This window comes from Streptomyces sp. NPDC014861 (genome assembly GCF_043081625.1).
Taxonomy (GTDB): domain Bacteria; phylum Actinomycetota; class Actinomycetes; order Streptomycetales; family Streptomycetaceae; genus Streptomyces.
Genome location: NZ_JBIBWV010000034.1, coordinates 1 through 20,053 on the forward strand (window position 1 = coordinate 1; position 20,053 = coordinate 20,053).

General features: G+C 71.7%; 15 protein-coding genes. 8 read left to right on the forward strand and 7 right to left on the reverse strand.

From position 1 onward, the window contains the following. Positions 1-629, forward strand: a 629-nt coding sequence (locus ACF1BN_RS35670) for a ferrochelatase (RefSeq protein ID WP_392335754.1), incomplete at its 5' end; no start/stop codon positions are given. A gap of 264 nt (positions 630-893) precedes the next feature. After that, positions 894-1,772, forward strand: a complete 879-nt coding sequence (locus ACF1BN_RS35675) for a MurR/RpiR family transcriptional regulator (RefSeq protein ID WP_392335755.1) — start codon at positions 894-896, stop codon at positions 1,770-1,772. A 79-nt stretch (positions 1,773-1,851) separates the two neighbouring features. On the opposite strand, the gene ACF1BN_RS35680 is transcribed toward ACF1BN_RS35675, so the two are convergent. From ACF1BN_RS35680 to ACF1BN_RS35700, 5 genes are all read right to left on the reverse strand, one after another. Continuing rightward, positions 1,852-3,144: a cyanophycinase gene (locus tag ACF1BN_RS35680; RefSeq protein ID WP_392335756.1), complete on the reverse strand. Its 1,293-nt coding sequence runs from the start codon at positions 3,142-3,144 to the stop codon at positions 1,852-1,854. 274 nt (positions 3,145-3,418) lie between these two features. Next, positions 3,419-4,660, reverse strand: a complete 1,242-nt coding sequence (locus tag ACF1BN_RS35685) for a M20 family metallopeptidase (protein WP_392335757.1) — start codon at positions 4,658-4,660, stop codon at positions 3,419-3,421. Further along, positions 4,657-5,424, reverse strand: a complete 768-nt coding sequence (locus ACF1BN_RS35690) for an amino acid ABC transporter ATP-binding protein (RefSeq protein WP_392335758.1) — start codon at positions 5,422-5,424, stop codon at positions 4,657-4,659. The genes ACF1BN_RS35685 and ACF1BN_RS35690 overlap by 4 nt, the downstream gene beginning before the upstream one ends. Beyond that, a complete protein-coding gene (locus ACF1BN_RS35695) occupies positions 5,421-6,383 on the reverse strand; it encodes an amino acid ABC transporter permease (protein WP_392335759.1) in 963 nt (320 codons plus the stop codon). The genes ACF1BN_RS35690 and ACF1BN_RS35695 overlap by 4 nt, the downstream gene beginning before the upstream one ends. A 2-nt stretch (positions 6,384-6,385) precedes the next feature. Further along, positions 6,386-7,327: an ABC transporter substrate-binding protein gene (locus tag ACF1BN_RS35700; protein ID WP_392335760.1), complete on the reverse strand. Its 942-nt coding sequence runs from the start codon at positions 7,325-7,327 to the stop codon at positions 6,386-6,388. Positions 7,328-7,633: 306 nt separating this feature from the next. On the opposite strand from ACF1BN_RS35700, the gene ACF1BN_RS35705 reads away from it, so the two are divergent. Next, on the forward strand, positions 7,634-9,061 hold the full coding sequence (locus ACF1BN_RS35705) for a pre-peptidase C-terminal domain-containing protein (RefSeq protein ID WP_392335761.1): 1,428 nt from the start codon (positions 7,634-7,636) through the stop codon (positions 9,059-9,061). A gap of 101 nt (positions 9,062-9,162) precedes the next feature. Here the strand turns inward: ACF1BN_RS35705 and ACF1BN_RS35710 are convergent, their stop codons facing one another. Both ACF1BN_RS35710 and ACF1BN_RS35715 read right to left on the reverse strand, forming a co-directional pair. Continuing rightward, complete coding sequence (locus ACF1BN_RS35710) at positions 9,163-10,551, reverse strand: aspartate ammonia-lyase (protein ID WP_392335762.1); 1,389 nt, start codon at positions 10,549-10,551, stop codon at positions 9,163-9,165. Positions 10,552-10,728: 177 nt separating this feature from the next. Beyond that, a complete protein-coding gene (locus ACF1BN_RS35715; protein ID WP_392335763.1) occupies positions 10,729-12,318 on the reverse strand; it encodes a long-chain-fatty-acid--CoA ligase in 1,590 nt (529 codons plus the stop codon). 518 nt (positions 12,319-12,836) lie between these two features. On the opposite strand from ACF1BN_RS35715, the gene ACF1BN_RS35720 reads away from it, so the two are divergent. From ACF1BN_RS35720 to ACF1BN_RS35740, 5 genes are all read left to right on the forward strand, one after another. Beyond that, the gene (locus tag ACF1BN_RS35720) at positions 12,837-13,943 is read left to right on the forward strand and encodes an alcohol dehydrogenase catalytic domain-containing protein (protein WP_392335764.1); all 1,107 of its coding nucleotides are present in this window, start codon (positions 12,837-12,839) and stop codon (positions 13,941-13,943) included. A 195-nt stretch (positions 13,944-14,138) separates the two neighbouring features. Further along, a complete protein-coding gene (locus tag ACF1BN_RS35725; protein ID WP_392335765.1) occupies positions 14,139-15,302 on the forward strand; it encodes an acyl-CoA dehydrogenase family protein in 1,164 nt (387 codons plus the stop codon). Between the two features lie 154 nt (positions 15,303-15,456). Continuing rightward, positions 15,457-16,665 carry an acetyl-CoA C-acetyltransferase gene (locus ACF1BN_RS35730; protein WP_392335766.1) on the forward strand — a complete coding sequence of 403 codons (1,209 nt, stop codon included), beginning with the start codon at positions 15,457-15,459 and terminating at the stop codon, positions 16,663-16,665. 28 nt (positions 16,666-16,693) lie between these two features. Further along, positions 16,694-18,925, forward strand: coding sequence for a 3-hydroxyacyl-CoA dehydrogenase NAD-binding domain-containing protein (locus ACF1BN_RS35735; RefSeq protein ID WP_392335767.1), 2,232 nt, complete (start codon positions 16,694-16,696; stop codon positions 18,923-18,925). Further along, entirely contained in the window at positions 18,918-19,955 is a 1,038-nt protein-coding gene (locus ACF1BN_RS35740) for an NAD(P)H-dependent flavin oxidoreductase (protein WP_392335768.1), read from the forward strand. Before ACF1BN_RS35735 ends, ACF1BN_RS35740 begins: the two co-directional genes overlap by 8 nt. Positions 19,956-20,053 lie beyond the last annotated feature (98 nt).

Genomic DNA, 20,053 nt, shown 5'->3' on the forward strand with positions numbered 1-20,053 from the left:
GCGCCCACCTCGCCTTCACCACCCACTCCATCCCGGACTCCGCCGCCGACACCTCAGGACCCGTCACCGACCACGCCCCCGGCGGCGCCTACGTCACACAGCACCTCGACGTGGCCCGGACCGTCGCCGACGCGGTCCGCGAGCGGACCGGCGTCGACCACCCCTGGAAGCTCGTCTACCAGTCCCGCAGCGGCGCCCCCCACATCCCGTGGCTGGAGCCCGACATCTGCGACCACCTGGAAGAGCTGCACACGGCCGGCGCCCCCGCCGCCGTCATGGTCCCCATCGGCTTCGTCTCGGACCACATGGAAGTCCTCTACGACCTCGACACCGAGGCCACCGCCAAGGCCGCCGAGCTGGGCCTCCCGGTCCGCCGCTCCGCCACCGTCGGCGCCGACCCCCGCTTCGCCGCCGCCGTCCGCGAACTGCTCCTGGAACGCGCCGCCACCGAACGCGGCACCCGCGCGCAGCGCTGCGCCCTCGGCGCCCTCGGCCCCTCCCACGACCTCTGCCCCATCGGCTGCTGCCCCGCCCGCACCGAACGCCCCGCCGCCGCCGGCGCCGACAGCCCCTGGCACACACCCGTCCCGGCGGGGTACGAGACCGGCGCCCGCGCCCGCGCCGAGTGAGACGGGCGGCCCGTGACGGGCCGGTGACGACGGCGCGGGCCGGCACCGAAGGGACCGTGGGCCGGGTGCCGCACCACGCTTCTCGCCGGCGCCCCGTCCCCGCCGCCTCGTCCCCGTGCCGAGGAGGCGGAGCGGGCGCGACTGTTCAGGAGCCGTAATGGGCGATACATTTACCGCCTGAAGTTCAGCATTCTGAAACGGGGGGCGCCGGACCGCACGTCTGTGCGCAGCCTTCGACGAGCTCCCGGCGGAGAAGGGAAACCCATGAGCGCCACCTTGGCCGACGAGATCCGTGGCCGGCTCGGCGAGCTGAGCCCCGCGGAGCGAAAGGTCGCGCGGGTCCTGCTCGCGGGGTACCCCGCCGCGGTCTTCGAGACCGTCGCCACCATCGCGGACCGCGCCGGGGTCTCGGCTCCCACCGTACTGAGGTGCGCCGCGCGGCTGGGGTACCGGGGTTTCCCCGATCTGCAGGCGGCCCTCCGCTCGGAGCTCGACGCGCGCAACGCCTCGCCCATCACCCTCTACACGGCGGCGGACGCCGCGGAGGGAGCGGCCGCGGCGACCTCGGGAGGTTCCTCCGCGTCCTCTCTCGGTGAGCGGTCGGGGCGCGTGCAGCAGGCGGTGGCCCAGACCTTCGACGAGGTGGCGCCGCACGAGTTCGAGGACGCGGTGGCCCTCCTCGCCGACCCGAGGCGCCGGGTCCATCTCGCGGGGGGACGCTTCACCCACCTGCTGGCCGAGTACCTGGGGCTGCATCTGACGCAGTTCCGGGACCAGGTGGGGCTGGTGCCCCACAAGGATGTCGAGCGCACGTCCTTCCTCACGCAGCTCGCCCGCCGGGACGTGACGGTGCTGTTCGACTACCGGCGTTACGAGACGGACAAGACCCTCATCGCCGAGCTGGCGCGCGAGCGGGGCGGCAAGGTCGTGGTGTTCACCGACCCGTGGCTCTCCCCCGCCGCCGCCCACGCGGACGTGGTGCTCATCACCCAGGTCTCCTCCGATTCCCCGTACGACAGCCTGGCCCCGGCACTCGCCCTCGTCGAGTCCCTCGTCGCCGCCGTCCTCGACCGGATCGGCGGCGACGGTCACGAGCGGATGAAGGAGGCCGAGAGGGTCGCCCGGCGTATCGGCCTCCTCTGATCTCCTGGACCCGGACGGGGGGCCGTCGCACGATGTGACGGCCGGGCAGGGGTGTCGCGGGGGCCGCCCGGCCGTCGGTTCACCGCTGCGGGGCGATGTCGATCCGCAGGGAGACCAGGGTCCGGGCGGTGGTGTCGTCGTCGGTGAAGGCGGCGAAGCCCCGGGCCTTGGTGAAGGTCACCGTGAACCGCGGTCCGTCCTCGAAGGTCGTCGCGGTCGCGTGGTCCTGCGCCCGGGTGGCGGCGAGGGCGCGGGCGGTGGTGCGGAAGGAGTAGGCGCGGCCGTCCGGGTTGGAGGGCGAGAAGAAGACGTCGTGGTCGGCCGGCACGGGGGTCGCCGCGACAGGGCGCAGGGGCCGCTTGGCGGGGGCGATGTGGGGGGTCCACGTGCGCGCTTCGTACCGGTCGCCGTCGGTGAGGTAGCTGTAGCGGGCGCGTCGGAGCACCCAGCCGTGCTCGGTGTCGTGCGCGCGGGCGTCGCGCAGGTCGAGGACGGCGACACCGTTCGGGCCGAGGACCGTCATGTGCTCGCGGGGGGTGCCGGGCCGGTCGACGACCAGGGCCGTGTTCTCCTCCAGGGCGTAGACGCGGTCGTTGCCGGTGTCGGCGGCCAGGCGCAGGGCGCGGCCCTCACGTCCGTAGGCGCCGGTGTGGGTGTCGACGAGTCCTGACCGGAGGAAGCCGAAGCCTCCCTGGGGGATGTAGCCGAGGCGGGTCGGGTCGTCGAAGTAACCGGGGGCGCTGCCGTCCCGGAGGGCCTCGTAGGACTCGCCTCCGCTGACCATGTCGGGGCCGGCTGCGATCTGGGCGCCGGCGGAGGATCCCGCGACGACCGCCCCGTGGGCGAGCTTGGCACGGATGGCGGCGAGGACCTTGGAGTCCTTGTGCTCGTCGCCCCGGAGGAGGGTGGTGACGTAGCGGTACTGGTCGCCTCCGCCGAAGAAGAAGCCGGTCATGGACTCGACCTGGGTGACGACGGCCTCCGAGTCGGCGTTCGCCACGTGGTCGATGTCGAGGGGGATCCACTGTGCGTCGGCGGCGCCGTGCCGCTCGAACAGGGCGCTGTAGTAGGCGCCGTTGCAGGCCGAGTTGCTGCACAGGTCGGGGTCGGCGGCGTTCGGGTCCTGGCTCTCGGGGACGGAGGCGGCGGTGATGACGCCGATGCGGGCCTTCGGGCCACCGGCCCGCCTGATGATCTCTCCGTAGATCTGCGTGTTGTTCTCCTTGAGTGCTCCGCCGACCAGCACGAGGGAGCCGGCGCGGGGCCGGTCGGGGCGGGATTCGGCGTGTGCGGCGGACGCTCCGGTGAGGAGGGCCGCGACGAGGCCGCAGGCGAGGGCGGTGCGACGTGCGGGCAGGGGCGGGACGCGCATGGTGCCTCCGGGGTGGGGATCGGGAAGGGCGGTACTCGTACACCTGTCGGGCTGACCGGACCGGGCTGGTGCCGGTGTCGGTCCGCGCGGCTCGGCCGGCGCGAGGGCGGAGGGCGTCCGCGACCTCGCGCCGCCGTGGTGCGTTCAGGTGGTGCCGGCGTCGCCCTGGTTGAGGCGGTGCCGGTGTCGCCGTGGTTCAGGTGATGCCGGTGTCGCCGTGGTTGAAGTGGTACCGGTGTCGCCGTGGTTCAGGCGGTGCCGGTGTCGCCGTGGTTCAGGCCGTGCCGGTGTCGCCGAGCGAGGCGATCAGGCCGGCGAGCAGGGCGACCCGCTGGGGGACGCTGGTGATGTCGAGCCATTCCTGAGGCGTGTGGTCGGCGCCTCCGACGGGCCCCAGGCCGTCGAGGACGGGGATCCCGGCGCCGGCGATGAGGTTGGCGTCGCCCACTCCGCCGGTCGCGGCGGCGCCCAGTTCGATCCCGACCGCGGCGGCGGCGCGGCGGGCGTGGTCGAGCATCCGCCTTGAGGCGGTGGTGTCCTCCATGGGAGGGCAGAGGTCGAGCTGCTCGACCTCGACGGCGACGCCGGGGACTCCCGGGTGGTCGGCGGCTTCGCGGATGGCCCGGGTGACACGTTCGATGTCGGCCGTCGTGGCGGCGCGGACCTCGATGCGGAGTTCCGCCTGAGGGCAGACGATGTTGGCGCGCGTGCCGGCCCGGACGACGCCGACGTTGACCGTCACGTCCTCCCAGTGCCCGTTGAGGGCCTGGAGCGCGACGGTGAGGTGGGCGGCGGCGAGGGCCGCGTTCGCTCCGCGTTCGGGTTCGATGCCGGCGTGGGCCGCTCGTCCGGTGACGGTGAGGCGGAAGTCGGCGACTCCCTTCCGGGCGATGACGAGGTCGCCGTTCTCACGGGCGCATTCGAGGCCGAGGCCGTAGTGCATGCCCGCGGCGGTGTTCTCGATGAGCGCCCGGCTCGCGGGTGAGCCGATCTCCTCGTCGGGGGTGGCGAGGAAGACGAGTTCGTCGTAGGCGTCGGCGCCCGACTCGCGGAGGATCTCCAGGGCGGTGAGACCCGCGAGGAGGCCGCCCTTGTCGTCGCTGACGCCGGGGCCGTACGCCACGGAGCCCTCGACGCGGAAGGGGCGGGCCTCGGCGGTGCCGTCCTCGAAGACGGTGTCCATGTGGGCGGCGAGAAGGATGCGGCGGCCGCCCTCGGCCTCGGACAGTGCGCCTCGTGCGCGGGCGACGAGCGCGTCGCCGGTCCGCTGCCCGTCGGGCGCGGCCGGGAAGCGCACGCGCTGGACGTCGAGGCCGAGCCCTGCGAGTCTGCGCTCGATCCAGTCCGCGACCTGGTTGACGCCATCGGCACTGTAGGAGCCGGAGTCGATGGAGACGAGCTGTTCGAGGTCGCGCAGGTAGCGGGGGCACAGTGCCTGGGCCGCGTCGAGGAAGGGGGCGCGCGTCTCCTGCCGATGGGCGGGAGCGGTCACCTGCCGGCCGGCGGGGGCGCTCACAGGACCTTGGACAGGAAGGCGCGGGTGCGCTCCTGCTCCGGGTCGACGAGGACCTGCCGCGGGTCGCCGGCTTCCACGACGACGCCCTCGTCCATGAAGACGGCGGTGTCGCCGACCTCCCGGGCGAAGCCGATCTCGTGGGTGACGACGACCATGGTCATGCCGTCGGCGGCGAGCTGCCGCATGACGTCCAGGACGTCACCGACCAGTTCGGGATCGAGGGCGGACGTCGGCTCGTCGAAGAGCATCAGCTTCGGCCGCATGGCGAGGGCGCGGGCGATGGCGACACGCTGCTGCTGTCCGCCGGACAGCTGGGCCGGGTAGTGGTGGGCCCGGTCGCCGAGACCGACGCGCTCCAGGAGGTCCCGGGCCTGCTCGCGGGCGGCGGCGCGGGAGACCCCGGAGACCTTGACGGGGGCTTCCGTGACGTTCTCGGCGGCGGTCATGTGCGGGAAGAGGTTGAAGCGCTGGAAGACCATGCCGATGTCCCGGCGGCGGTCGGCGACCTCGCGCTCGCGCAGCTCGTGCAGCTTGTCGCCGTGCCGGCGGTAGCCGACGAGTTCTCCGTCGACGGTGAGCCGGCCGCCGTCGACCCTCTCCAGGTGGTTGATGCAGCGGAGGAAGGTGGACTTGCCCGATCCGGAGGGCCCGAGCAGGCAGCAGACCTCGCCGCGTTCGACCGTGAGGTCGATGCCCTTGAGAACGTCGAGCTTGCCGAAGTGCTTGCGGACGCCTTCGGCGCGCACCATGGGTGTGCCACTCATCGGCCCTGCTCCTTGCTGTTCTTGCCGAGCCGCTCGATGGTCCCGCCGAGCAGCCGGCGGAAGGGCGAGACGTGTCCGGCGCGCGTGGTGCCGCGGCCGTAGCGCCGTTCCAGCCACGCCTGGGGCACGCTGAGGAGCGTGACGAGGGCGAGGTACCAGATGCTGGCGACGACCAGCATGGGGATGACCTGGTAGTTCTGGGCGTACACGTCCTGGATGTTCGACATCAGGTCGTGGGCGGAGATGACCGAGACCAGGGCGGTCATCTTGAGCATGTTGATGGTCTCGTTGCCCATCGGCGGGATGATCACGCGCATGGCCTGGGGCAGGACGATCCGGCGCATGGTGAGCGCGGGGCGCATGCCGAGTGAGTGGGCGGCCTCGGCCTGGCCGGGGTCGACCGACTGGATGCCGGCGCGGACGATCTCGGAGGCGTACGCGGCCTCGTTGAGTCCGAGGGCGAGCAGGGCGGCGATCGCGGGGGTCAGGAGCGCGTTCGTCTCGGCCTGGAAGAACGTGATGTCGGTGAAGGGGACTCCGATCTTCACGTACTTGTACAGCGCGGCCGCGTAGCCCCAGAAGATGATCTGGACGAGCAGCGGGGTGCCGCGGAAGACCCAGACGAATGCGTTGGCGAGGCCGTAAAGCACCGGGCTGGACGAGAGCCGCATCACGGCGATCAGCGTGCCGAGCGCGAGGCCGAGGAGCATGGCGGCGGCGGTCAGCCAGAGCGTGGTGGCCAGGCCGTCGAAGATGAGGTCGGCGAAGAGGTAGTCGCCGACGACGTCCCAGCGCAGGTTGTCGTTCTTCGCGAGGGATCCCACGAGGCCGACGAGGGCCATCAGGGAAGCGACCGCGGCGATCCAGCGCCCGTGGTTGCGGACCGGGACGATCTCGAGTTCCCCGTCGTGCGTCTCCGTGCCGGCGGTCCGCTCGGGGGTCTTGGTGGTACCGGGCATGTCTAGTCCACCGCCGCGTTCTTGGTGGCTTCCTTGATGCCGATCGACGCGACGCCGTACTTGCCGTAGATCGCCACGGCGGTTCCGTCGTCGATGAGCGCCTGGAGCGCCTTCTGGATCGCGTCGGTCAGCTGCGGCAGGTCCTTGCTGACCGCGATGCCGTTCGGGGAGGCGTTGTATCCGCCCGGGGCGGCGGGGTCCTCGGCGAGGTCGAAGGCCTTGCCGTCGTCGGCGGTCTTCGCGACCCATCCGGCGGCGGGCTTGGTCAGGACCTGGGCGACGACCTTGCCGGAGCGCAGGGCGAGCTGGGCGTCGGAGTCCTTGGGGAAGGTCTGTATGTCGATCTTGCCCTTGCCCGCGGTGGAGCACTCGGCCTGGTGGGTCTTGAGGAGGTCGAGCTGGTTCGTCGCCGTCTGGACGGCGACCTTCTTCCCACAGAGGTCGTTCAGGGTGGTCACGTTCGACGGGTTGCCCTCGGCGACCAGGATGCCGGAGCCGGACTGGGAGTAGTCGACGAAGTCGACGACCTTCTGCCTCTCCTTGTTGTCCGTGATCGCCGACATGGCGACGTCGAACTTGCCCGCCTGGATGGCGGGGACGATGCCGTCGAACTTCTGCGGGGTGAAGGCGAACCTCACGCCGAGCTTCGCGCCCAGGGCCTGGCCGAGGTCGTAGTCCAGCCCGGTCAGGGTGGGCTCCCCCTCCTTGACGAACATCTCGAACGGCGGGTACGGGACGTCGGTCGCGACGCGGACCTCGCCCGCCTTCTTGATCTTCTCCGGGAGGAGGTCGTGCAGCTTCTGGTCCTTGACGACCTCTGCGCCGGCGACGACGACCTTGCCGATGGGGGCTGCGGTGTCCTCGCCTCCACAGGCGGACACTGACACGAGCACGGCGGCCGCGAGGGCGGCGGCCGCGGCGGGGCGTGCGAAACGAGCGTTCATCGCGTGGAACCTCTCGGTGGTCTCCTGCCGACGGATTCTGGCCGTCGGCCACAGCAGAGAAGTTACAGATCATCGCCATTACTGGCTAGATGTAAGTTCCATTACGTTCATGTAACGCGCGCTCCGAGATCACCAAATGAGCTTTTCGCGGGGATTCGCAGGCTTTTGGCCGCCCTCCAGGAAGCGATTGAAGCCCAGAGTCGACTTACATCTTCCGCCTCAAGGCCACTACTTGTATGTTCCGCAACCAGCCACCTGACCCGTCGGGTCATGGTGTGTCGATCACCCCCACCCTTGGGAGCCCAGATGCCACACCGTTCACTCAGATTCACCTCCGCGGCCGTCGGACTCGCCGCGCTCACCACCGCGCTGACAGCTCATCAGCCGGCGCAGGCGGCGACTGACAGGATCCGGCTGGGCAGCGCGTCGGACGTGTCCCGGGCGTCGTGGAACGGCCCCGCGTTCACGATGAACGGCGCCGGCGGCGTCGTCGCCGCCTCGATGGCGCGGGCCGTCGACGACATCAGGGGGGCGACCGGATCCCTCGACGTGGTCGTGCTGTCCGGTTCGTCACCGACCTCCGGGAGCAAGACACCGGAGTGCGACACCATCACCGGCCTGGCCGGGGTCAACTCGTGTACGACGTGGACGCTCACCGCGGCGAACGACGGCAACAGCAGCCAGGTCAACGCCGACGTCCGCAACGCCGAGTTCGTCTACTTCGCGGGCGGCGACCAGTGCCGCTACGCCGCCTGGAAGGGTACGGCCCTGGAAGCTTCGGTCGAGTCGGTGGTGGCCAAGGGCGGGGGCTCCGGCGGGGGCAGCGCGGGCCATCACATCAACAGCCCGATCGTCTACGACGCGTGCAACGGCAGCGTCACCAGCTCCGAGGCGCTCGCCAACCCCTACGACCGGTACATCAGCTTCACCACCGGCATGTTCCAGTGGGCGAACTACGGGGGCGTCGTCAACGACTCGCACTTCGTCACCCGCGACCGCATGGGCCGCACCATGGCGTTCCTCGCCCGATCGGTGAAGGACGGCCTCGCGCCGGGAGGTGCCGCCTGGGGGGTGGGCGTCGAAGAAGGCGGCGGCTCGCTCTTCCTCGATCGTGACGGCATGGCGACCCAGTACGGCAAGGACGCGTACGTCGTCCTCGCCGACCACCAACCCGAGCAGGCCGTCGACAGGAAGCCGCTGACCTATTCGGGCTTCAAGATCTGGCGCCTGACGCCCGGCTCGACCTTCGACTTCAAGAACCGTCCCACCTGCGGCTACTACCTGCGCAGCGTCACGAACGGCGTCGCCGAGGCGAACCTCTACAACGGCACCCCGGTGACGAACTGCGGCAGCCAGGGCGGCGGCGGCGCGCTCGCCGAGAGCGAGCCGAACGACAGCCGGGACACCGCCGACGACGCGACCGGGCTCGCCTCACCCGCCTCCCTGTCCGGCACCATGAAGTCGACCAGCGACCGCGACTACTTCAAGCTGTCGGTGAACGCCGGCCAGACCGTCACGGTGAACTGCGCCGTGCCCTCGGCCTACGACGCGGACCTCTACTGGCTCGACGCGAACGGAAGCACGCTGGAGCGGTCCGTCGGCGACGGCCTCGGCACGGACGAGGCCCTGTCCTTCACCCGAACCGGTTCCGGCACGGGCACCTACTACCTCGACGTGGAGGCCTACAGCGGCTCCGGTGCCGCGACGTACGCCTGCGCCGTGACGAAGAGCTGAGACCGCCGCGCCCCGCGCGGCCCGACCCGGTGCGGGTCGGGCCGCGCGGGGCCGCCGGCGGCCCCGTACAGACCTCAGGCAGGACGGCCCCGAGTCCCTCTTCACCAAGGCCGGGCGAGGCGCATCGGGTCGAGAAGAACGTCGAGTTCGCCGTCCGGGAGCAGCCCGTCTCGCAGCGCCAGCTCGCGGACGGTGGCTCCTGTCTCGCGGCACTCACGCGCCAGGGCCGTGGCCCGCTGGTACCCGACCACCGGATTGAGCGCCGTCGCGAGACCGGCGCTTCGCTCCACCAGCTCGCGCAGGCGCTCCTCGTCGGCCTCGATGCCCGCGACGCAGCGTTCGGCCAGCAGCCGGCAGGCGGCGTCCAGGCGGTTGGCGGAGTTGAGCAGGTGATGCGCCATCAAAGGCTCGAAGGCGTTCAGCTGGAGCTGGCCGGCCTGGGCCGCCGCGCAGACCGCGGCATCCGCTCCGACGACATCGAAGCAGACCTGGTTGACGGCCTCGGGCAGCACCGGATTGACCTTTCCCGGCATGATGCTCGACCCCGCCTGCAGCTCCGGCAGCCGTATCTCCCCCAGCCCGGCACCGGGACCGGAAGCCAGCAGCCTGAGGTCGTTGCACATTTTGGACAGACGCAGGGCGAACTGTCTCAGGGCCCCCGAGAGCCTGAGGAAGCCGCCCACTCCCTGGGTGCCCTCGACCAGATCGCGAGCGGCCCTGACCGGGGCGCCCGTGACGGTACGGAGGTGGCCGACGGCGAGACGGGCGAAGCCCGCGTCCGCGTTGAGACCGGTACCGATCGCCGTTCCGCCCAGATTCACCTCGGGGAGGCAGTCGGCGGCCTGCCGGACGAACTCGGCGTCGTCCCGCACGGTGAGGGCGAACGCGTCGAACTCCTGGCCCAGCGTCATGGGCACCGCGTCCTGCAGCTGGGTGCGGCCGAGCTTCACCGTCTTCGCGAACGCGCCGCCCCGCTCGGCGAACGCGTCGCGGAGCACGGCCATCCCGTCCAGCAGACGCCCCGAGGCGGAGTAGAGGGCGAGCTTGACAGCGGTGGGGTACACGTCGTTGGTGCTCTGGGACCGGTTCACGTCGTCATGGGGGTGCAGGTGCGCGTAGCTCCCCCGCGCGTGCCCCAGTAGTTCGAGGGCGCGGTTGGCGATGACCTCGTTGGCGTTCATGTTCGCCGACGTGCCGGCGCCGCCCTGGAGGACGTCGACGACGAACTGGTCGTGCAGGCTCCCCTCACGGATCTCCCGGCAGGCGGCCACGACGGCGAGCGCCCTCTCCTGAGCGAGGGTGCCGAGGTCGAGGTGGGCGAGCGCGGCCGCCTCCTTCACCCCGGCGAGCGCCACGACGAGTTCGGGGTGCGCGGAGAGGGCGATGCCCGTGAGAGGGAAGTTCTCCAGCGCGCGCAGCGTGTGGATGCCCCAGTAGACGTCCGCTCGCACCTCTCGTACACCGATCAGGTCCCGCTCCTCGCGACGCACTTCGTTCTCCTCCGCGCTCGATACCTCAGGATCTACCGTTCGACGGAAAGTATCGTACGTTACGTAGCGGGCATTCAAGGTTGCATCAGAAACTCCTGTTACTTAGGTCGGGGCGGTGGCGTCAGGCGCGGGTCGGGACGTCAGGCCGACGGCGGCGTCAGGCCCGGGGCGGGGACGTCAGGAGATCTCGGACGCCCCGCGGGGCTCGGCCAGGGCACGCAAGGCGCCCTTGGTCACCTTCCCTCCCGCGTTGCGCGGGAGCTGAGGGAGGGTCATGAGGTCCTTGGGCATCTTGAAGGAGGCCAGTCTCCCGTCGAGGAAGGCGAGCAGCGCGGGGAGCGACAGGTCCGATCCCGGGACGACCGCGACGAACGCGACGGGGACCTGACCCCACCGCTCGTCGGACCTTCCGACCACCGCGACCTCCCGGACCGAGGGGTGCTCGGCGATGACGTTCTCCAGTTCGGCGCAGTAGATGTTCTCCCCACCGCTGATGATCATGTCCTTCTTGCGGTCGACCACCCAGATGAACCCCTCCGCGTCCTGCCGGACCAGGTCCCCGGAGTGGAACCAGCCCCCGCGGAAGGCGTCCGCGGTCTCCTCGGGCTTGTTCCAGTAGCCCTGGGTCACCGTCGCGCCGCGGTAGACGATCTCCCCGACCTCGCCGGTCGGCACGTCGCGCAGCGAGTCGTCGACGATGCGGTACTGGAGGTTCGGAAGGGGCCGGCCGACCGAGCCCAGCTTGCGCAGGGAGTCCTCGCCGCGCAGGACGCAGGTGATGGGCGAGGTCTCCGTCTGGCCGAAGACCGCGACGTTGAGCGCGGCGGGGAAGCTCCGCTCCATGGCCCGCAGGGTCGCGTCGGTGGCCGGGGCCGCTCCCCAGCTGATGACGCGCAGTTTGAGGTCCCGCTTGTCGATGTCGGGCTGGGCGCAGATCAGGTCCCACTGCTGGGGCACGTTGAAGACGATGGTGGCGCCCTCGCGTTCGTAGGCGTCGAGGACCGCCTCCGGGTCGAACGCGCCGAGCGGGTGGATCACCACCGTGCCGCCGAGGAGGAAGGCGGCGACGATCGAGCCCAGGCCGGCGATGTGGAAGAACGGGGCCGTCAGGAAGCTGACGTCGGAGTCGTCCGACATGTCCATCGCCCGGACGCAGGTGATGGCCTGCACCTGCATGTTGCGGTGGGAGAGCATCACCCCCTTGGGGCGACCGGTGGTGCCCGAGGTGTACATGATCAGCGCGGTGGACTCCTCGCTGACGTCGGGGAGTTCCATCGGCTCGTACGCGGCCAGAAGGTCCTCGTAGCCGAACTCCTCCCCCGCCCCCTCCCCGGGCGCGTCGGGTTCGCCGATGACGATCACCGTCGCGACGGAGGCGGCGGCCGGGGTGGCCCGGAACAGCGGGAGGAGCCGGGCGTCGACCACCGCGGCGGCGGGGGCGCAGTCGTCGAGGATGTAGCCGAGCTCCGGGGGCGCGAGCCGGAAGCTGAGCGGGACGGCCATCGCGCCCAGGCTGTTCACGCCGAAGACGCTCTCCACGAACCAGGGGTGGTTGAGGGTGAGCAGGGCCACCCGGTCACCGGCCCGAACGCCCCGGTCGGCGAGGGCGGCGGCGAGCCGGAGGGAGCGCTCGGACAGCCGGGCCCAGGTCGTGGTGGCTCCCGCGTACCGGAGTGCGGGCTTGTCGGGACGCATCATCGCGTGTGTGGCCGCCTGGGCCATCCAGTGGTGCCGGAAGGACCATGCGGGAGCCGTACCGGGGGACATGCCACTCCTCGGGTTCCAAGCGGACAGAGGTGGATCCTGCGGTCACTATGCACGAGAGGGAGCGGCCCAGGAAGGTTTTTGTTAACCGGAAATCACATCGGGGGGGCCGGGTGACGCCGACTTCGGGCGCGGGGGCCGGGTACCGCCGGGAACGGTGCGGGTGGACGAACCGGAGTGGGCCTCGCGCGGGCGCGCGGCGCCCGGGACGGCGCCGCAGGGACACTCCCGCCGGGCGGAGGAATCTTCCCTCGTACGCGATTTCTCGTTCGCTCTCGCACCTTCGCCCGAGGGCCAAGTCCCCTGCCCACCACGCCGGAAGCAGGGCCCCATCCCACTTACATGCTTGTCCGCCGATGTGATTTCTGATTAACATCGTGGTGTGTTCGGTCGTCGGCGGGACCACTGCTCCCTGTCGGCGTGCCGGCACCGTCCGCGCCGCCGGAAGAGCCCGCCGCGTCCGTCACGGCCACACCGGCCACCCCGTCCGCCCCGCGTCCGTCGGCACCACGAGGAGCCCCATGCGCACGGAGAAGGAACAGACCGAAGACCATCGGCCCCGCTCGGGAGCCGGCACGACGGTCTCCGTCCTGCTCTCCCGCGGCACCACGCTCGGCGAACTCGTCGAGGCCGAACTGGACGAGCCGCGCGACGACGAGGTCGTCGTCCGTGTCGAGGCCGTCGGGATCTGCCACACGGACCTCCTCGCCCGGAAACGGCTCGGGAGCCGGACGGCCGTACTGGGGCACGAGGGGTGCGGCATCGTGGAGCGGCTCGGACCCGGCGCGGAAGGGCTCTCCGTCGGGGACCGCGTCGTCATCGCCTTCGCCTCCTGCGGAGAGTGCGCGCCGTGCCGGTCCGGCTTCCCGGGGTACTGCGCCCGTTCGACCGTGCTCAACGGCTCGGGACGGCGGCAGGACGGCTCACCGACTCTGCGCGTCGGCGGCGAGCCCGTGTTCGGCTCCTTCTTCGGCCAGTCGTCCTTCGCCACGGCCGTGTTGGCCCGCGCCCGGTCCTGCGTCCCCGTGGGGGACCTGCCGCCTGAGGTCGCCGCTCCCCTGGGCTGCGGCTTCCTGACCGGCGCGGGCGCGGTGCTCAACGTGCTGCGGCCCCGGCCCGGCCAGCGGCTGCTGGTCGCCGGCGCCGGCGGCGTGGGGGCCGCCGCGGCCCTGGCGGCGCTCTCCGAGGGCGTGGAGGTGGTCGTGGCGGAGCCGGTCGAAGCCCGGCGCGCGCTGCTCGCCGCGTACGGTGCCACGGCCGTCGCCTCGCTGGACGAGCCGATTCCCCCGGTCACCCACGCCCTGGACACCACGGGGCGGCCGGAGGTGATCGCCCGCGCGCTCTCTCTGCTCAGGCCGCGCGGCGCGCTCGCGCTCGTCGGGCTCGGACCCGCCGAACTCCCGCTCGACGTACGGTCCCTGACGATGCGCGGGCTTCGACTGATCGGCAGCGTCGAGGGGGACGCCGAACCCGGCGTGTTCATCCCCGAACTGATCCGACGCCATCGTGACGACCTGCTGCCCCTCGACCGGCTCGTGACCACCTATCCCCTCGACGCCGTCGAGCGCGCGGTGGCCGACCAACGCGCGGGTCTGACGCTGAAGGCGGTGCTGCTGCCCCGAGCCTGACCGGCCCGTTCCCTCGCCCTCCCCCTCCGCATGCCTTCCCCTCCGCCTGCCTCACCTTCCGCCTGCTCCCCTCCGCCTGCCTCACCTTCTGCGTGCCACCTCCGCGTGCCTCACCCTCCGCGTGCCTCGCCGAGCCGCACCGCGGAGCTCGCCTCCGCACCCGCGCCACCACCCGATCCGAGACAGGGGTTCTCCATGACCGACGTGATCTCCGCCCGCCGCGCGCTCTACGAGGACGAGCACGAGCTCCTGCGCGAGACGGCGCGGGCCTTCGCCGACAAGCACGCCGCTCCGCACGCCGAGCGGTGGCGCTCCGAGGGGCGCGTCGACCGCGCACTGTTCGAGGAGGCCGCCCGCGCGGGGATCCTCGGCTTCAACATCCCCGAGGAGTACGGCGGCGGCGGGGTCACCGACTACCGCTTCAACTCCGTCGTCGGAGAGGAGTTCTCCCGTCACGCCGCCTCCGACGGTCTCGCCGGCGTGACGCTCTCCAACGACATCGTGGTGCCCTACTTCACCGACCTGACCGACGAGGAGCAGAAGGCCCGGTGGCTGCCCGGCATCGCCGCCGGGGAGCTGATCGTCGCCGTGGCGATGACCGAACCCGGCACCGGCAGCGATCTGGCCGGCATCTCCACCACCGCCGTCCGCGACGGCGACGCGTACGTGGTCAACGGCAGCAAGGTCTTCATCTCCAACGGCCAGAACGCCGACCTTGTGGTCACGGCCGTGCGCACCGGCCCCGACCGGCACGGCGGGATCAGCCTGCTGGTCGTCGAGGCGGACCGGCCGGGCTTCACCCGGGGGCGGAATCTCGCGAAGGTCGGTCTGCATGCCCAGGACACCAGCGAGCTGTTCTTCCAGGACGTACGGGTGCCCGCGGCCAATCTGCTCGGCGAGGAGGGCTCGGGCTTCGCCGCTCTGATGCGCAACCTCGCCCAGGAGCGCATCTCGATCGCCGCCAACGCGGTGGCGTCCGTCGAGGGCGTGCTCGAACGGACCCTGGAGTACGTCAGGGAGCGCAAGGCGTTCGGCCGGCCGATCGGCTCGTTCCAGAACACCCGCTTCGAGCTGGCGGAGATGGTCACCACCGCCCGGGTGGGCCGCTCCTACCTGGACGACCTGCTCGCCCGGCACTCCCGGGGCGAGCTCACGGCGGTGGACGCCGCCGCCGCGAAGTTCTGGGCCACCGAGCGGTACGTGGACATCGTCGGACGCTGCCTGCAACTCCACGGCGCGTACGGCTACATGCTGGAGTACCGCATCGCGCACGACTATCTCGACTCGCGCATCACCACGATCTACGGCGGCACCACCGAGATCATGAAGGAGATCGTCGGCCGAGACCTGGGCCTCTAGGGTCCGCATCTCCGCTCCGGGGTGTCCCATCCCCGTCGAGCACACGGTGTCCGGCTCCTCCGTCCGGACAAACACGGTGTCCGGCTCCTCCGTCCGGACACACACGCTGTCCGGCCGAAGTCCGGACCAATCCCGCCCCAGGAAGGGGAGCGTCATGTCCGACGCCTACATCTACGACGCCGTGCGGACGCCGCGCGGCAGGAACCGCGGCGGCGCGCTGCACGGCACCAAGCCGGTCGACCTGGTCGTGGGGCTGATCCACGCCGTCCAGGAGCGCCACCCCTCGCTCGACCCCGCGGCGATCGACGACCTCGTGCTCGGAGTCGTGTCCCCGGTCGGCGAGCAGGGCGGCGACCTCGCCCGGACCGCCGCGCTGGTGGCGGGGCTGCCGCACACGGTGGCCGGCGTCCAGGTGAACCGCTTCTGCGCCTCCGGTCTGGAGGCGGTCAACCTCGCCGCCCAGAAGGTGGCCTCCGGGTACGAGAGCCTCGTACTGGCGGGCGGCGTCGAGTCGATGTCGCGGGTCCCGATCGGTTCGGACGGCGGCGCCTACGCCCAGGACCCCACCACCGCCTACGACGGCTTCTTCGTGCCGCAGGGCATCGGCGCGGACCTGATCGCGACCCTGGAGGGCTTCACTCGCGAGGACGTCGACGCCTACGCGGTCCGCTCACAGGAACGGGCCGAGACCGCCTGGCGGGAGGGCCGCTTCGACAGGTCGGTCGTGCCCGTGCGCGACATGAACGGGGTCCTGCTGCTCGACCACGACGAGCACCGCCGGCCCGGCACGACGGCGGAGAGCCTCGCCGCGCTGCCCGCCGCGTTCGCCGGTGTCGGCGAGGCGGCCGGTTTCGACGCGGTCGCGCTGCAGAAGTACCACCACCTGGAGCGGATCGAGCACGTCCACCACGCGGGCAACAGCTCGGGCATCGTCGACGGCGCGGCGCTCACCCTGATCGGCAGCCGGGAGATCGGCGAGCGCCTGGGGCTCGTGCCGCGCGCCCGGATCGTGGCGACGGCCGTCACCGGCGCCGAGCCCACGATCATGCTCACCGGTCCGACACCCGCCACCAGGAAGGCCCTGGCGGCGGCGGGCCTGGAGATCGACGACATCGACCTGTTCGAGCTGAACGAGGCCTTCGCCGCGGTCGTCATGAAGTGGCAGCGCGATCTGAAGGTCCCCGACGACAGGGTCAACGTCAACGGCGGGGCCATCGCCCTGGGCCATCCGCTGGGCGCCACCGGGGCCATGATCCTCGGCACCGTCCTCGACGAGCTGGAGCGGACCGGCGGCCGCCGCGGCCTCGTGACGCTCTGCGTCGGTGCCGGCATGGGCATCGCCACCGTCATCGAACGCATCTGAGCCCGCGCGCAGAAGGAGACCCACCGCCATGACCGCCACGACCACACCCGCAACCGACACCACGACCAACACCGTCACCACCACCCCGGCCGCCGCCACCACCGCGACCGCCATCGCCTACCTGCGCGACACCGCCGGCGTCGTCACCCTCGTCCTGGACGACCCCGTCTCCTCGGTCAACACGATGAACGACGCCTTCATGGTCGGCCTGGAGGAGTGCGTCCCGAGGCTGGAGGCCGAGCGCGACGAGATCACCGGCGTCCTGCTCGTCTCCGCCAAGAAGACCTTCTTCGCGGGCGGCGACCTCAACCGGCTGCGCGCGGGCAGCGCCGACCGGGCGGCCGAGGAGACCGCCTACATCGACCGCATGAAGGGCTGGATGCGCCGGCTGGAGAAGCTCGGCCGGCCGGTCGTCGCGGTGCTGAACGGCACGGCCCTGGGCGGCGGCCTGGAGGTCGCCCTCTGCGCCCACCACCGGATAGCCGTCGATCTGCCCGGCAGCCGCTTCGGCCTGCCCGAGGTCGGCCTCGGCCTGCTGCCGGGAGGCGGCGGCATCACCCGTACGGTGCGCATGTTCGGCCTGCACAAGGCCTTGTCCGACATCATCCTGTCCGCGCGGAAGTTCGACCCCCGGGAGGCGCTGGCCGTCGGTCTCCTCGACGACGTCGCTCCGGACGCGGAGGAGGCCGAGGCCCGGGCGCGGGCCTGGATCGCCGGGCATCCGGACGCGTCGCAGCCGTGGGACGTGAAGGGGTTCCGGCTTCCGGGCGGCGAGGTGGGGAGCCCGGAGATCGCCGGCACGCTGCCCGCGTTGGCGGGGCTGCTGCGCAAGCGGACCCGGGGGGCTCCGGCGCCGGCCCCGCGCGCCGCGCTGGCCGCCGCCGTCGAGGGCGCCCACGTCGACTTCGACACCGCCTCGCTGGTGGAGACCCGGTATCTGGTGCATCTGCTCGGCGGGCAGGTCACCAAGAACATGATCAAGGCGTTCTTCTTCGATCTCCAGGAGATCAACTCCGGTGCGAGCCGCCCCGACGGCTTCGAGCGCTTCACCGCGCGGAAGGTCGGGGTCGTCGGCGCGGGCATGATGGGCGCGGGCATCGCCTACGTGAGCGCCAGGGCCGGCATCGACGTCGTCCTCAAGGACGTCACGCCCGAGGCGGCGGAGCGGGGCAAGGACCACTCCCGGGCCCTGGAGGCGAAGGCCCTGGCCGCGGGACGGACGTCCCGGGAGCGCTCCGACGCGCTGCTGGGGCGCATCCGCACGACGGCGGACGCGGCCGACTTCGCCGGGGTGGACCTCGTCATCGAGGCCGTCTTCGAGTCGGTGCCGGTGAAGCAGCAGGTCTTCCAGGAGATCCAGGACGTCGTGCGGGACGACGCGGTGCTCGGGTCCAACACCTCCACCCTGCCCATCGGTCTGCTGGCCAAGGGCGTGGCGCGCGAGCGCGACTTCATCGGGATCCACTTCTTCAGCCCGGTCGACAGGATGTCCCTGGTCGAGATCGTCCGGGGCGAGCACACATCCGACGAGACGCTGGCCAAGGTCTTCGACTACGTCCTGCGGATCGGCAAGACCCCCATCGTCGTCAACGACTCGCGAGGCTTCTTCACCTCCCGCGTGATCGGCCGCTTCATCGCCGAGGCGGTCGCCGCCGTCGGCGAGGGCGTCGAGCCGGCCTGCGTCGAGCAGGCCGCGCTCCAGGCCGGCTGTCCGACGGGGGCGCTCCAGCTGCTGGACGAGCTCACGCTCTCCCTGACGCGGAGGATCCGCGTCGAGACCCGGGCCGCGGAGGAGGCCGAGGGGAGGACGTGGGTGGCGCACCCCTCGGAGGACGTCATCGACTGGATGCTGGAGCAGGGCCGCGTCGGACGACGCGAGCGCGCAGGCTGGTACGACTACGACGCCTCCGGCAGGCGGACCGGCATCTGGCCGGGCGTCCGCGAGCGGTACGGGTCGGGGCGGCTCGTGCTGCCGCTGCGGGACCTCCAGGAGCGCATGCTGTTCGCGGAGGCCCTGGACGCCGTCGACTGCCTCGACACGGGCGTGCTGACCAGCGTGGCCGACGCGAACGTCGGCTCCGTCCAGGGCATCGGCTTCCCGGCCTGGACCGGTGGCGTCCTGCAGTACGTCAACCAGTACGAGGGCGGCCTGCCCGGCTTCGTCGCCCGGGCGCGCGAGCTGGCCGCCGCGTACGGCGACCGGTTCCAGCCGCCCGCGTCGCTGGTGGAGCGGGCCGAGCGGGGCGAGACCTATGTCTGAGGCCGTCGCCGCCGTGCCACGTCTGCGCACCCGGTTCACGGAGCTGCTGGGGATCGAGCACCCCGTCGTCCAGGGCGGGATGATGTGGGCGGGGCGGGCCGAACTGGCCGCCGCCGTCTCGGAGGCGGGCGGGCTCGGCATCGTCACGGCGCTCACCCAGCCCACCCCGGCCGACCTGGCGCGGGAGATCGAGCGGACCCGCGCGCTCACCGACAAGCCGTGCGGCGTGAACCTCACGATCCTGCCGACGATCGCGCCGCCGCCCTACGACGAGTACCGGCGGGCGATCGTCGACTCCGGGGTGACGATCGTGGAGACGGCGGGCTCCAGCCCCGAACCTCACATGGAGTTCTTCGCGAGCCATGGCGTGCGGGTCCTCCACAAGTGCACGAGCGTCCGGCACGCCGTGAAGGCCGAGCGGCTCGGGGTGGCCGCGGTGTCGGTCGACGGGTTCGAGTGCGCGGGCCATCCGGGCGAGGACGACGTGCCGGGCCTGGTGCTGATCCCCGCCGCCGCCGACGCGCTGACGCTTCCCTTCATCGCCTCGGGCGGGTTCACCGACGGGCGCGGCCTGGCGGCGGCGCTCGCCCTCGGCGCGGACGGGGTCAACATGGGTACCCGCTTCCTCTGCTCCGAGGAGGCGCCGGTGGCGGAGACCGTCAAGCGGAGGATCGTCGAGGCGTCCGAGCTCGACACCCGGCTCATCTTCCGCGAGCTGCGCAACACGGCCAGGGTCGCCCGCAACGCGGTCAGCGAGGAGGTCGTCCGCGTCCTGGCGGACGGCGGCGCCTTCGCGGACGTCCGACCGCTGGTGGCGGGGGCGCGCGGTCGCCGGGTCTTCGAGGACGGCGACCTCGACGCGGGCATCTGGTCGGTCGGCCTGTCCCAGGGGCTGGTGCGCGACATCGCCCCGGCCGGCCTGCTGGTGGAGCGGATCGTGCGGGAGGCACGGGAGGTGATCGAGCGGATGGCGGGAACGCTCGGCGACGAGGGACCTGACGAACAATCAAGTCAGTTACACAGCAGTTGACTTGATGCCATACGTCCGGTGGCGGCACCGTGCCCCTCCGGCATGTCCGGACCCTTGACGCCTCGTGATACGGGTCAATAGCTTCAGTAACATCGACT